We start from the raw sequence: 13458 nt of genomic DNA, 5'->3' as shown, positions 1-13458 counted from the left end.
TTCTAACGACCGCTGTTCACACACCGGGTATGGCTGCGCCGCCCCGTGAACTCTCGCGGCTGAAACGCCTGCGGGAACGTGTCGCTGCCTGGGCCGACGGCGACGACTACGCCGTCCCCAAGGTGGTCCTCGGAATCACGCTCCTGTCCGTCGCTCTCCGCGTCGTCGGTCTCGGCTCCCGAGTCGCCCACTACGACGAGGGACGGGTCGCCTACTGGGCGCTGAACCTCGCCGAGACGGGATCGTTCACCTATCGGTACATCATCCACGGCCCGTTCATCCAGCACGTCGACGCCTGGCTGTTCTCGGTGCTGGGAACGAGCGACGTGATCATGCGCCTCCCCGTGGCGCTCGTCGGCGGCCTGTTGCCGGTGACGGCACTGCTCTTCCGTGAGCACCTCCGCCGGGAGGAGGTCGTCGGCGTCGCCGCCTTCCTCGCGTTGAACCCCCTCCTGCTGTACTACTCGCGGTTCATGCGCAGCGACGTGCTCGTCGCGGCGTTCATGTTCACCGCCTTCGGCCTGCTCGTTCGGTTCTACGACACCCGGAAGGCCCGCTATCTCTACGGTGTCGGCGCCTTCGCCGCGCTCGGGTTCGCCTCGAAGGAGAACGCCATCGTCTACGTCGTGACCTGGCTCGGGGCGACGGGGCTCTTGCTGGCGAAGGTTCTCGTCCTTCCGAACGGCTACCGCGACGCGGCGTCGTTCCTCGCCAGTGTCCCGTCGCCGTCGGCGATCTGGAACCGGATGACCGGTCGCGTCCGCTCGGACGTGACCCTCCTCGTCGAGACTGTTCGATCGTTCCGTGACCGCCACGGGAGCCCCTGGCAGGTGGTGGTCGCCTACGTCGGCCACGTCGGGATCGGGCTGGCGATCTTCTTCGCCGTCTCGCTGTTCTTCTACGCGCCACGCGGCGCGGGCCTGGCCGGCATCCAGCACCCGCCGGCGACACCCACGGCCGACAGCGTCAACTTCTGGAACGGCGTGACCAACCCGGCGATGTTCCCGGAGTTGGTCCAGGTGACCTACGATCGGGTTATCGAGCAGTATAGCAACTGGTTCAACCCGGCCTCCGAGCGGGCGACGACCACCGGCGAGAGTACGCTCGGGGAGCGGTTCGACCGGTTCTACGAGGAAGTCGACGGCCACTACGGGATCCTGCTCGAAGCACTCGCGTACACCTGTGGACCGCTGGTCGCCTTCTCGGCGTTCGGCTACGCGCTGGATCGGGTGGGTTCGATCCGGCCGCGACATCTCGTCCCGTTCGCGGCCTACTGTGGCTACGTCTCGATCGTCGGCTACCCCATCGGCACCGACATCGGGAACCCCTGGATCGGCGCCCACGTCGTGGTGCCCCTGGCGATCCCGGCCGGCGTCGGCGTCGCTGCGGTGTTCCGTTGGGGGGTCGAAGCGATCTCGATCGACGACATCACCGGCGTGGCCACCGCCGCGCTCGTACTCGTTCTCGTCACCGCACTCGTGGGCAACGTCGCCGCCACGACCGTCTACAGCAACGCCCACGAGGAGTCGAACCCGCTCGTCCAGTTCGCACAGCCCCAGGAGGAACTACGGAGCGACCTCACCGCGATGGAGCGCATCGCCCGCGACAATCAGGGGACCGACGTGGTCGTCTACTACGGGGAGAGCGGCGACGACTTCGACGGCGGGAGCGCCTACGTGCAGGAGAACCGCGACGAGTGGGGCGAGGCCTTCTGGAACCTGCGGCCGACCTGTCTGAAGTGGTACAACACGCTGCCGTTGCCGTGGTACTTCGCCTCGGGAGAGATGGAGACCGTCTGTGAGAACGACCGCGAGCAGTTGAGTCGGATGGTCAGCGACGAACAGCCACCGATCGTCATCACACAGCCGTTCGACGGGACACAGCCAGGGAAACAGCTCGGCCCGGCAGGGTACGAACGGCGCTCCCATCAGCTACGGACTGGCGGGTACAAGAACACGTTCACCGTCTGGATTCACGAATCACACACCGACCAGCGCCCGTCGTAGTCAGGCAAAGAGAGAACCCTTAACCCGACCGCTGAGGTATCGCCCGATAGATGACACTCTCCTCGCCAGGGCCGACCGTCGGGATCGTCGGCGGTGGCCAACTCGGCCGGATGCTGGGGGAAGCGGCTGCCCCGCTTGGGATCGACCTCGTGGTCTCGGACCCGACGCCGGAGTGCCCGGCGTTGCCGGTCGTCCGCGACCAAGTCGTTGGTGAGTTCGACGACCGCGAGACGCTTCGGGAACTCGCCGAACGTGCCGAGTATCTGACCTACGAGATCGAACTCGCGGACCCGGACGTGCTGGAAGCGGTCGCCGAGGCGACCGGAACACCCGTCCACCCGGCGCCGGAGACGCTGCGGACCATCCAAGACAAACTCGTCCAGAAGCGCCGACTGGCCGACGCGGGCGTCCCCGTTCCGGCGTTCCGCGCGGTCGAGAGCGCCGACGACCTCCGGGAAGCCTGCGAGGAGCTGGGCTACCCGGCGATGCTCAAGGCCCGGACCGGCGGCTACGACGGCCGCGGGAACGTTCCCGTCGAGGGGCCGGACGACGTGGAGGCGGCGATCGACAACGTCGCCGGGCCGGCGATGGTCGAGGAGATGGTCGATTTCGAGCGGGAACTGGCGGTCATGGGCTGTCGCGGCGACGACGAGCGGGCGACGTTCCCGGTCACCGAGACGGTCCACGAGGAAGAGATCCTTCGCGAGATGGTCGCGCCCGCACGAGCGAGCGAGCGGGTCCGAGAGCGCGCCCAAGAGGTCGCACTGAACGTGCTGGACGTGCTGGACGGTCGGGGCGTGTTCGGGATCGAACTGTTCCAGACCGGCGACGACCGCATCCTGCTCAACGAGATCGCGCCCCGGCCCCACAACTCCGGACACTGGACCATCGAGGGGTGTCACACCTCGCAGTTCGAGCAACACCTCCGGGCAGTGACCGGCCGACCACTCGGCCCCACCGACCAGCGGTTCCCCACGGTCTCGACGAACATCCTCGGCGACGTCGACGAACGACAGCCTGCGACGCTCTCTGGCGAGGGATCGGTCTTCGAAACCGATCGGGCTCACCTCCACTGGTACGGTAAGCGCGACGTGTACGACCTCCGGAAGATGGGCCACGTCACGTTGACCGGCGAGGATCGCGAACGACTACTCGCGGACGCGCGAGAGCTGCGATCGGGGCTGACCTTCCGGGAGTAGCAGTGCAGAACCGAGGTGTCTTTGTCCGTCCAGTCCCGAGCGAGACCATGGAGCGACGGGCCTACCTCCGGGCTGTCGGCGCGGTCACAGCAGCGGGCCTCGCCGGATGTATCGGCACCAGCGGCACGAGCGCCGAGTACGACATCGGAATGTCTGCCAGAGCGTTCCGCCCAGAGACGATCGAGGTCGCGCCGGGGGCGGAGGTGGTCTGGCGCAACACGAGCAAGCAGGGCCACTCCGTGACGGCCTACGAGTCCGGCCTTCCTGAGGGGGCCGATTACTGGGCCTCCGGCGGCTTCGACGACGAGGAGAGCGCCCGGGAAGCGTGGGGTGCAGGCGACGGCGGGACCCTCTTCGAGGGCCAGAGCTACAGCCACACCTTCGAGATCCGCGGGGAGTACCCGTACTTCTGTATCCCCCACGAGCGGGGCGGGATGGTCGGGACCGTCGTCGTCACTGACGATCCCAGCACGACGACGGGATAGCCGGCGTCGCCACTTCGAAGCGGCGCGACGAAAAAGTGTGTTCGAGCGGATTAGCTCTCGACTTCGACGTCTTCCTCGTCGACGTCGACGGAGGCTTCCTCTTCGGCTGCGACTTCCTCGGGCCGGGCTTCCAGCGTCGTCTTCTGGATCTCGACGCGGCGCAGGGGGTAGATGTCCTTCGCCTCGCCGTAGATGGCCGAGGAGAGACGGCCTTCGACGACGCTGTCGATTACCTCTGCGAAGGTCCGGTCTTTGGCCGTCTCCTCGACGAGGTCGATCATCGTGCGGCGGATCGCCTTCTCCTGGGAGGCGTCGGCCTTCTTGGTCGTGACGGCGACCGGCTGGATCTGGACACGGTAGTCGTCCGTGGTCAGCACGGTGATGAAGGCCTCGACCTTCGAGGAGCCACGGCGCACGAGCGAGCGCAGGTAATCCCGCGTGAGCTCGTGTTTGGTGAACTCGGTGTACGCCGAGTCCGAGGCGACCTCGTTGATCTTGAAGGTCAGCTTCGTGTTGTTCTCGCTGGCGTCGTTCTGGAGTTCGCCCAGCGTGGTCTCGATGGTGCGACCGAGCACCTTCTCCGATTCGTCTGCTGTGGTTTCACCGAGTTCCTCCCGGTCGAACTGCTCGGGAGCGTAGACGGTGTACCACCGTTTCTGCTGTTTGCGCTTGGAGACGCTTCGTTCACTCATGGTTTGTGTCGTGTGTCGGTTGGTCGGAAAGCTGTGCTGCAACCCGGAGGTTGACGACGTAGTCGTCGACAGTCGCCTGGAGGCCACCGATCGACTCCCGATCGATGGTCGTCACCACGGTGTCGCCCTCGACGCACGTCCGCATCTCGTCGGTGTTGTCCGGTCGGAGCGCGGCCGCGATCCGCACTGCAGTCGCGGGGCTGCCGTGGGTCGTACGGATCTCGGCGTCGTTCATACTGCCTCCCGGAACGCTTCGATGAGGTCGGCCGTTGACACGTCGAACCGTGCCCGTGCGCGAGTCCCCGTCCCGACCGCCTCGCCGTCGACTGTGGCCGCCGCCGCGTCCATCGCGGCAGCGACGTCGCGGCCGTCCGTCGCCCGGGCAGCGGCGTGGCCGTCGGTGACGACCAGCGTTACGGGCTCGGGCGAGCGGTACTGCGAGAGCAGTCGGGCGACGGTTCCGATCGGCATCTCGTCGCCACGGGCGACGAAGAGGCCCTCGTAGCGGCCGGTTGTGGCCGTCTGGACGGCCTCGTGAGCACGGTTCGCGTGACGGCGCCAGGCGACCAGTGCGTCCTCGCGGACCCCGTCGTGCCCGAGAGCGAGCGCGACGGCGGTACCTGGCTGTTCCCGCCCGACAGTATCGAGCACGTCCGCGTAGCCGCCGACCGTCTCGAAGGGGCCACCGACGTAGGGTCGGAGCGCCCGCTGGACGGCCTCGGCGGCGCGTGGCGAGGCGTCCTCGGCATCGGTGACGGCGAGTGCGGTAAGCGAGGCGACGCGCCGGTGGTCGTCCTCGCTCAGGTCGTCCGGGAGGTCGAGCGACGCCAGCGCGGCCCGTGCCGCGTCGGAGTCACCCGAGAAGGGAGCCGAGAGCAGCGTCGAGTGGGCCAGCCCGTCGGCCAGGTCCGTCGCCGGGACGGCGACGCCCGGTCGGCGGGTCACGCCGGCCTGCTCGGCGGCTTCGGCGACTCGGCTGTCGGTGTCGCCGGCCGCGATCGTCCCGGCAAGCGCCAGCGTCGGGCTGGCGGTCACGCCGAGTTCGCGGGCGGCCTCGAAGGCCGCTGGCGCGATCCGATCGCGGACGGTGTGATCCGCAGCCGTGTACTGGCGGCCGAGTGCGACGGTGACGTCGGCGTCGGTCGACCGGTCGGGGTCGGCGAAGGGGCCGACGGCGCTTGCCTGGAACGGCGTCCCGCTGTCGGCCAGTGCCCGCGCCAGCACACCGGTGCCAGCGAGCGCATCGCCGGTGACGCCGCTGACGAGACGGACAAACGTCGCGTCGGCGAGCGTCGTGGCGATATCACTCGGGATGGTGGCCGACGCGTCGTCCCGACCGGTCGTCGACATCGTGGTTACTCCAGTCCGAGGGCTTCGACGGCGTTGTCGTAGCTGTAGGTGAACTCCTCGTCGATCTCGTCACCGCGGTAGTAGTCGATGAGCCGGCGGATCTTCGACTGCGTGTTCTGGAGCGCACGCTTGTTCTGGTAGTCCGTCGGGTTCTCGTCCATGTGGTCACGGAGGCGCACGGCCCGCTCGAGGAGGCTCCGGAGGTCCTCGGGGAACTCCGGTTCGGCCTCGTTGTCCTCCAGGATCTCGGTGACCTTCTTGCCGGTCGCGAGTTTGACGTTCGGGACGGGAGTGCCCTGGACGCCTTCGTCGCGCAGTTTCAGGCCGATCTCGCTGGGCGAGTGGCCCTGTTCGGCGAGTTCGACGACGCGATCCTCGATGGCATCGGCGTCGACGTCGCTCCACTCCGGGGGTTCGTCTGCCGCCGGCTTGTCCGAGTCGGACGAGCCACGGCGGCGTGTATGCATTCGTGCCATAGTTGTGTTGGAACTGCACGAACCGCTCGTCGCTACCGGTCGCGAGGCGTATTGGCACCGTCCGGTGCCGAACACGGCCGCAATCCCGAGCCGTGGAAGCCCACGGCGTGTCAGATTTGCGGTCGTGCTGTTCCCGTCCGACGTTGGTCTGCCGACGCGTATAACGGTTACTACTCGCTTCGAACGGTACTGTCCTGGGACCAGCGACGACGGGAGTGGTGGGACCGGGCCGGCTGTCGGCGGACAGCGAACGAACCTGTCAGTACGACGGTTCGGCCACAAATATCATATATGAAAACTGGATAGGTAGGAGTATCCATACGGGAACACGAGACAGGACAATGGGGTCACAAGAGCGGGTCGCTGTGGGCGGTTGTCGGGACAGTACGACCGACACAGCGTCGACGGAGCGTGAGGTATGGTGAGCGAACCACCCGATATCGGGAACCGGGGCCAGAGCAGTCCGCTCGGCGTCATTCTCATCCTCGCGATCGTCGTCAGCGGCACCGCGCTGACAGTCGCACTCGGGGCGGAAGCGTTCGGCTCGACACAGGATCAACTATCGATAGAGCGTGCCGAGAAGTCGATGACGCAACTGGACTCACAGGCGGCGATGGTCGCCCTCGGTAACTCCCAGGTCCAGGAAGTATCACTCGCCGTGTCGTCGGGCGACAGCTATCGCGTCGCGGAGAACACCGGCTGGATGGACGTCACCTACACGAACCTCACCGGTGGGGGATCGACAACGATCATGAACGAGTCGATGGGTGCGATCGTCTACGACAACGACGATCGTGAGATCGCCTATCAGGGCGGGGGAGTCTGGCGATCCGACGGCGAGAGCAACGCCGTGATGGTGTCGCCGCCGGAGTTCCACTACCGGGAGGCGACGCTGACACTCCCGCTAGTGACTGTCTCAGGTGACGAATCGATCGACGGCCGAGCCGTCATCAGCCGCAACACGTCCCAGGCGTACTTCCCTAACGAGTCGGCCAACGGTAACTTCACAAACCCGCTGGAGCGCAGCGAGGTCGAGGTGACCGTCCAGAGCGACTACTACCGAGCCTGGGGGACCTTCTTCGAGCAACGGACGACGGGCAACGTCAGCTACGATCATCCTAACAGCCGCGTGACCGTCGACCTCGTCACGCCGCTACAGGCGAGCGACGTCAACTCGGCGGCCGCGAGCCTGGCCGCCAGCGGGACCTTCGAGGTCAACGGTGCGGCCAAGAGCGTCTGTCGGGCCGACACTTACACTGACAGCTACAACTCCTCGGGGACGAGCGACGACTACTGTAGCCAGACGCCGGACAACAAGGGTGACGTCATCTACGGGAACGATATCGACATCAGCGGCGGGGCCGGTGGTGACAACTTCTACGGCTCGCTGGTCTCGGGCGGAACCGTCAAGGTCGGCAACGGCGGCGGGAAACCCGACGTCGGCGGCGACATCAACTACACGACGGCCTGCCAGCCAAGCATCGCCGACTGCCAGTCCAGAATCACGACGGCGAGCGGGACCGTCAACCAGATCGACGGAATCCAGAAACGCGGCGCGCTCGATTATCTCATCCGGAGTACAGTCGAGGAGGCCGACGACAGCAACGGCAACGGCGGAACGAGTAGTATCTCCGGTGACGCGCTCGATTACGGCGCTGCGAGCCCGTCCGACGAGGTCACTATCGGGCCGGGTAACTACTATCTGGACCGGATCGACGCCTCCGGCAAGGAGATATACTTCGATACGACGAGCGGGAACGTCACGCTCTCGGTAAAGGAGTACATTCACCTCGCCGACAGCGACATCGAGGTGCTGGGCGACGGCGTGGTGTTCATCTACGTCGACGGCGCCGGCCCACACACCGAAGACCTCTCCCTAGACAAGGATTCGGCGATCACCAACGCCGGCGACGACGCGAACCAGTTCCGTATCTTCGGCCCGGCCAACTTCACGGGCCGGATCGGCTCCGGGGGCGGCGGCGGGAGCGACCCCGCCAAGTACGTCGGCGTCATCTACGCGCCGCCGGGCAACGGCGGGACCGGCGACGTGAACCTCGACTTCGGCGAAGTGTACGGCGGGTTGGTCACCGGGACGACGACCATCAACAAAGGATCGATCCACTACGACGAAGCACTCCGGGAGAAACAGACCCTGACTCGCGGCGACGACGTCGTCCGGGTCACGTACCTGCATATCTCGACCAACCGCGTCAACGTCACCGGCTGAACGCAGCGTTTACGGGCCGATTCCAACGTTTTTGCCTCCGTCTCCAGGGGCGACACGAACCGGCGACTGCCGAGTCACCGATCGGGCCTTCCGGCTTACCGCTCGATGTCGAGAGCGATGTCGTAGGCCGGGACGAGGAGCCGTTCCGGCGAAATACCGCTATCGAGAGTACATCTGACGAACGGGTCATCGTTGGCGTCGGTCCCCCGGATGCAGTTGCCGAACCCTTCGGCCTCCAGTGCGGTCTCCCAGTGGTTCCGCCGGGGCGACGTGACGTTGATGTAGACCTCGTCGTAGTCGTCGTCACTGCTGCTGTCGTCCGTCTCGGCGATAGGGACCGCCGTCTCGACCATATCGGCCCGCACCAGCGCCGTCGATCCCCCAACGCTCGTCTTCCCCGGAGACACCGTCGCCACGATCGGGACCAGCACGCGGTCGGACTGGACGACGAGGGGCGGGTCCCGGACGACGAGTCCGCCGTCACGTTGCGTCCGGAACACCGCGCCGCCCTCGTAGACGAGTCGGCGGCCGTCACCGGCCTCGTAGACGAGCGGACGAACCGCACGCGTGACGGTAACATCACCGCTTGGCCCGTCGGTCGCGGTAACGTTGATCGTCACGTTGTCGCCCGTGTACAACTCTACTCCCTGCAGACTGATCTCGGTCGCCCGGCTCGGTGCGCCCCGCTGGTAGATGTCGGCCATGTTCGCCGAGAGGACATCGAAGGCGCGCTCGGCGTTGTTGAGTTGCTCGGCGTCACGAGCGTCCTGAAGCGTCTGGACACCCGAGACGGAGACGAACACGATCGAGGTCAGGATGATCACGAACACCAGCGTGAAGCTCAGCACCTCACTCGCGCCCCGATCAGCCATTGGTCACCTCCAGGTCACCACTGGTGGTGTTCCTGACCGTGACGGTTCCCCCGTCGACGGTCGAGGACGACAGCGACGTCCGGAGATCCACCGGAAGCGAGACCTCGATATCGGGATTGTTCATCGAGAGGATCAGCTGTTCGCTTGCGGAGTCGAGTTCGATGTTGTAGGTCCGACCGGTAAGGCGCTCCGGGAACGTCTGTTCGATCCGCACCGTCGTCGATCCGTCCCCGGCAACGACGAGACGATCCGCCCGCTGGAGGTCGGCGTTGATCTGCTCGCCGATGACACGCAGCTCCGAGCGGACGACCTGCTCCTGCTGGCCCTCGACGAAGCTGGTCCCCGAGAACAACAGTCCCGTCACCAGCAGCGACGCGATCGCGATACTCAACACGTAGTTGAGCGTCGAGGAGACTGCGCGGTCGGTCATGCCGGCTCACCCGGTGCGACCCGGACCTCGGTCTCGTAGGTTATCGACGAGCCGTCGTAGCGGTAGGTGACAGTGACCGCGTAGATCCCGTGCTGAGTGCCGGGCTCGTCCGTCCCGATGCCACTCGTCAGGTTCCCGTTCGTGTACTCGTCCTGGTCGACGACCAGCGAGTAGTTCCCGCTGACGAGGTGGCTGTTGTTGTACTCGATGTCGTACCCGCTACCGACGCCCTCGGCGAACGCAAGCGGCGCACACGGTTCGCCGCCGACGCGACCGCCCGTGAGGTCGATGTCGACGGGGCCGCCAGTCGGGGATGCGGTACAGACGCCCTCGTCACCGCCGACCTCGTTGACGCCGACTGCGACGTCACCGGAGGCCTGTTCGGTGACGTTGACCCGCCAGGTATCCGACCCGTCCGTGACGTTCAGCCGGAACTCGTCGGTCTTCGTCCCGCCGAAGTTGGCACCGCCGGCGGTATTGGCGTCGTATATCCGCATCGTGTACGCCCGGGCGTTGACACCGGTAGCGACAGTCCAGTTGTCCGTCGAAGCCGCGCCCCTGAAGTCCGACCCACCACTGGCGTTGTCGACGATCTGTGTCCCGTGTGTGTATGCCGGCCCCGAGACGGTGACGATTCGTCCGCTAACCGACTGCTGTCTCGTAACTGCCTGGGAGACGTTGTCGACACTCGCGTCGACACTGCTGTTGAGAGCCGACTCTGTGGAGCTGTTGTACGTGTTCGCGTTGGTCACGGCCCGGCCGACCGACTGCTCGACGCTGTGGCGGAGCAGTAACGCGTCGTCGCTCCCGGCTGTCTCCCCACGGCTCGCGAGGTTCTCGGTGAAGATTGCCGCGTTGACCACTAACGCCAGCGCGATAAACGTCACCGCCAGCGCGAACGCCGCGATCAGGATGATCTGGCCGCGGTCCGCGCTCAGATCCGCCACGTGATCACCTCCACGCGGACGACGTTGTAGACGTTCCCACCGGTGTCCTGCATGTAGAAACTCGTCGCGTTGGTCACGCCCGATCCCGGAATCGGTTCCTCGCTGGCCGAGTACAGCGGGTCGTCGTCGGTGATCGTGACGGTCCGACTCGTCATGACGGCGTTGTCGCTCGGAACCCCCTGATCGACCAGCGGTCGTCGGAGCGACTCGCCGTCCGGTTTCTGGAAGACGATCCGGACGTTGTACGAGATGCTCCGGTCGTCGAACGAACGCGAGAGCATCCGCCCGAAGGTCGTGTTCGGCGGGCCGTTGGTGTAGTAGCCGATGTCACTCGTCCCGTGGAACCGCTCCGAGGAGTTGTTCCAGAAGAGGACCGTCGATTTCAGCGCCCCCTCCTCGGCAGCAGCCGACAGGATGCCGTTGGTGACCGACCGCTGCTGGTTCTCGATATGCTGGCTGGACGTACTCGCCGACAGCGGCGTCACTGCAGTCGTCTGGAGCGCGAAGATGATACTGCTCAACAGCAGCAGGCCCGCGACGACCGCCTCCAGCGTGTGTGCTTGTCCGCGCATGTTACCACATCACCACTTCGACGGTGACTGCTTCACCGTGGAGTGAGACGACCCGCGTCGCCGTCACCGAGTCGGCGTTCGTACTCGGCGCCTGGTCGCCGGCGGCGAGCGTCACGTCGTTCGTCCCGGTACAGCCGCTGTCGGTCTCGGCGAGCGCAGCGGCGCTGTCGTCCCAACACAGCCGGTCCGATCCCGGATCGGGGTCGGCCGAGACGTTACCGATGACCGTGACGTTGACGTTCTCCCGGGGAGCGATCCCCACCCGTTCGTTCGTCGTCGAACCGGCGAAATTACAGCCACCCGGTGTCGTGGCGTCGAAGAACGCGACTGCACACTCCCGGTCCCAGACGTTGGGCTCCGACGGCGAGCCCAACAGGCCGAGTGCCAGGTCGTCGGCAACGCGGTTGGCCGTGACTGTCTCCGACGGCGTCCCGTCGGTAAACGTCGTCAGGATTCCTGGAACGAACAGGTAGACGAAGAGAACGATAGCGAGAAAGAGACTGATCCCGACTGCGAAATCGAGCGTCGTCTGTCCACGACTCATCGGAGAACCCAGTGTATTTGACCCTGCTTCATGTTTCAGACCCCGAAGTATGTCCACGACCGGAGATGACCAATCAACTGCCGGGACACTGCAAACGGTTGTAGCGAACAAGAGTCCCCCCTGGTTTAGCTATTCTGGCCGTAGTTTTACAATTGATAATTGAACGGTTCGGGTGCGAGGTTGCGTGTTACTCTCCCTGATACCCCGATCACTTCGATGGGTTTAATTGCCGTGCAAAGATATCCTCGGATGCGAGGGCTCGTAGATCAGGGGTAGATCACTCCCTTGGCATGGGAGAGGCCCCGGGTTCAAATCCCGGCGAGTCCATAATTCCTGTCGCTCGCAAACTCGCGAGCGACGGTATCTTGTCTGTTTGCGACGGGAGTTGAGCCCTGGAAGTCGCAGCGTCGAGCGGCGCGAGACGACCGTCTTCCTCTGGTTCCAATTCCGGCGAGTCCATCTCCTTCGGTCACTCCGTTTTGCAGTCAATAGACTCGCCGAATATCGCAAACACTTCGCGTTTGCTCACGAGAAACCCGGTACATCGGCCGTCGTCAGCGATTCCGGCCGATCGGGAACTTGATCCGCTCGGGTTCGTCGTTGAACGCCCCCAGAATCCGCTCGTACAGTTCGTTTCGGACTCGCTGTCCCCGTTTCGGGTGGACGAGATACCGCAAGCGCAGTTCGACCCAGGACTCCTCTTGCACCACGTTGACAGTCGGCCGGTCACGTACTTCCAGTTCCACGGGCGTCTCGGCCAGTCGCTCGCGGTAGCGCTGGATTCGTGCGGCCATTTCGTCGCCCAAGAACTCGTCGGCTTCCCGCTGCATCGTCGCGGTCGCGTAGTCCAGTTCCGTCTCGTAGGCTACCTGGATCGTGAGTTCGTTCCAGATGTAGGGGAACTCCTCGCGGGTGTAGTTTTTGACGTGCGAAGAAAGGACCACGCTGTTTGGCAGCGTGATGATCCGGCCGGAAGGCTGGTTCGAGGAGACGAGTTCGCCGTTGATCTCCCAGAGTGTCGTCACCAGGAACGACACCTCGACGACGTCGCCTTTCGAGGACTCGATGGCGACACGGTCCCCGACCTGGTAGGGTCGCTTGGTCATGATGTACAGCCAGCCGATCAGCGAGAACAGGGGTTGCTGAAGCGCGAACGTCACCGCGAACCCGACGACGCCGAGCGAGAACAGCAGGCCCAACCACTGCTCGGTGACGACGCCGAGTGCCGCGACGACGCCGGCGATCCCGAACGCGAGTCGAAAGACGTTCTTCGCGTCGTGGCGCCGGCGCTTGTCCGGTGTATGGCGATCGAAAGCCGTCAACACCAGCCGATAGCAGCCGTAGGCGGCGAACACGACGGCCAGTATCGAGAGGCTCCTCACGAGGACGAACGAGACGGCGATCCCCTCGACGGCGCCTCCGACTCCGAACCGCTGGACGGCGGCGATACCGGCACTACAACACAGCGCGAGGGCGAGCGACAGATACCCGAGTGGGCGACTCACATCAGAGTCCTCGTGAGGCCCGTACAAAACGATGGGGCACGACTGCGGAACTGGCTGTCCGACAAGCAGCGTCGCCGATACGTCCGTGCTGTCGTCCCGTCTCGTGCTCCCGAGCGGTTCGAAGGTGCGCAGTTCCGACGGATTCATACCCGT

The 13458-nt window shown here is 65.3% G+C and carries 14 protein-coding genes and 1 tRNA gene; 5 read left to right on the top strand and 10 right to left on the bottom strand.

Annotated features, from left to right (window positions below; genetic code table 11):
* Positions 1–29: 29 nt before the first annotated feature.
* Genes VJ109_RS11650 through VJ109_RS11640 form a run of 3 tightly spaced genes read left to right on the top strand, consistent with a single transcriptional unit; the run spans position 30 to position 3690 of the window.
* A complete protein-coding gene (locus tag VJ109_RS11650) occupies positions 30–2006 on the top strand; it encodes a flippase activity-associated protein Agl23 (protein ID WP_324756882.1) in 1977 nt (658 codons plus the stop codon).
* Between the two features lie 50 nt (positions 2007–2056).
* The gene (locus VJ109_RS11645) at positions 2057–3205 is read left to right on the top strand and encodes a 5-(carboxyamino)imidazole ribonucleotide synthase (protein WP_324756881.1); all 1149 of its coding nucleotides are present in this window, start codon (positions 2057–2059) and stop codon (positions 3203–3205) included.
* Positions 3206–3252: 47 nt separating this feature from the next.
* A complete protein-coding gene (locus tag VJ109_RS11640; RefSeq protein WP_324756879.1) occupies positions 3253–3690 on the top strand; it encodes a plastocyanin/azurin family copper-binding protein in 438 nt (145 codons plus the stop codon).
* Positions 3691–3740: 50 nt separating this feature from the next.
* Here the strand turns inward: VJ109_RS11640 and VJ109_RS11635 are convergent, their stop codons facing one another.
* From VJ109_RS11635 to VJ109_RS11620, 4 genes are read right to left on the bottom strand one after another with little or no spacing between them, the layout of a single operon-like run.
* Positions 3741–4382 carry a 30S ribosomal protein S3ae gene (locus VJ109_RS11635; RefSeq protein ID WP_324756877.1) on the bottom strand — a complete coding sequence of 214 codons (642 nt, stop codon included), beginning with the start codon at positions 4380–4382 and terminating at the stop codon, positions 3741–3743.
* Positions 4375–4617 carry a KEOPS complex subunit Pcc1 gene (locus tag VJ109_RS11630; RefSeq protein ID WP_324756875.1) on the bottom strand — a complete coding sequence of 81 codons (243 nt, stop codon included), beginning with the start codon at positions 4615–4617 and terminating at the stop codon, positions 4375–4377. Before VJ109_RS11630 ends, VJ109_RS11635 begins: the two co-directional genes overlap by 8 nt.
* Entirely contained in the window at positions 4614–5732 is a 1119-nt protein-coding gene (locus VJ109_RS11625) for a hypothetical protein (protein WP_324756873.1), read from the bottom strand. The genes VJ109_RS11630 and VJ109_RS11625 overlap by 4 nt, the downstream gene beginning before the upstream one ends.
* Before the next feature lie 5 nt (positions 5733–5737).
* Complete coding sequence (locus VJ109_RS11620) at positions 5738–6208, bottom strand: 30S ribosomal protein S15 (RefSeq protein WP_276222582.1); 471 nt, start codon at positions 6206–6208, stop codon at positions 5738–5740.
* Positions 6209–6626: 418 nt separating this feature from the next.
* Here VJ109_RS11620 and VJ109_RS11615 point away from each other — a divergent pair, with 418 nt between their 5' ends.
* Entirely contained in the window at positions 6627–8435 is a 1809-nt protein-coding gene (locus tag VJ109_RS11615) for a DUF7289 family protein (RefSeq protein WP_324756871.1), read from the top strand.
* Positions 8436–8530: 95 nt separating this feature from the next.
* Here VJ109_RS11615 and VJ109_RS11610 read toward each other — a convergent pair whose 3' ends face one another.
* From VJ109_RS11610 to VJ109_RS11590, 5 genes are read right to left on the bottom strand one after another with little or no spacing between them, the layout of a single operon-like run.
* Entirely contained in the window at positions 8531–9307 is a 777-nt protein-coding gene (locus VJ109_RS11610; protein WP_324756870.1) for a DUF7289 family protein, read from the bottom strand.
* The gene (locus VJ109_RS11605; protein ID WP_324756868.1) at positions 9300–9737 is read right to left on the bottom strand and encodes a DUF7266 family protein; all 438 of its coding nucleotides are present in this window, start codon (positions 9735–9737) and stop codon (positions 9300–9302) included. Before VJ109_RS11605 ends, VJ109_RS11610 begins: the two co-directional genes overlap by 8 nt.
* Entirely contained in the window at positions 9734–10684 is a 951-nt protein-coding gene (locus VJ109_RS11600) for a DUF7261 family protein (RefSeq protein WP_324756867.1), read from the bottom strand. The genes VJ109_RS11605 and VJ109_RS11600 overlap by 4 nt, the downstream gene beginning before the upstream one ends.
* Positions 10672–11256, bottom strand: a complete 585-nt coding sequence (locus VJ109_RS11595; protein WP_324756866.1) for a DUF7288 family protein — start codon at positions 11254–11256, stop codon at positions 10672–10674. Before VJ109_RS11595 ends, VJ109_RS11600 begins: the two co-directional genes overlap by 13 nt.
* A gap of 1 nt (position 11257) precedes the next feature.
* Positions 11258–11800 carry a DUF7287 family protein gene (locus tag VJ109_RS11590; protein WP_324756864.1) on the bottom strand — a complete coding sequence of 181 codons (543 nt, stop codon included), beginning with the start codon at positions 11798–11800 and terminating at the stop codon, positions 11258–11260.
* Positions 11801–12055: 255 nt separating this feature from the next.
* On the opposite strand from VJ109_RS11590, the gene VJ109_RS11585 reads away from it, so the two are divergent.
* A tRNA-Ala gene (locus VJ109_RS11585) sits at positions 12056–12127 on the top strand.
* Between the two features lie 227 nt (positions 12128–12354).
* Here the strand turns inward: VJ109_RS11585 and VJ109_RS11580 are convergent.
* Positions 12355–13305: a mechanosensitive ion channel family protein gene (locus tag VJ109_RS11580; RefSeq protein WP_324756863.1), complete on the bottom strand. Its 951-nt coding sequence runs from the start codon at positions 13303–13305 to the stop codon at positions 12355–12357.
* Between the last annotated feature and the right edge of the window lie 153 nt (positions 13306–13458).

The organism is Haloarcula montana, assembly GCF_035666295.1.
GTDB lineage: Archaea > Halobacteriota > Halobacteria > Halobacteriales > Haloarculaceae > Haloarcula > Haloarcula montana.
The sequence above is the reverse complement of the archived record's forward strand: the minus strand, read 5'-3'. Positions and strand labels throughout refer to the sequence as shown.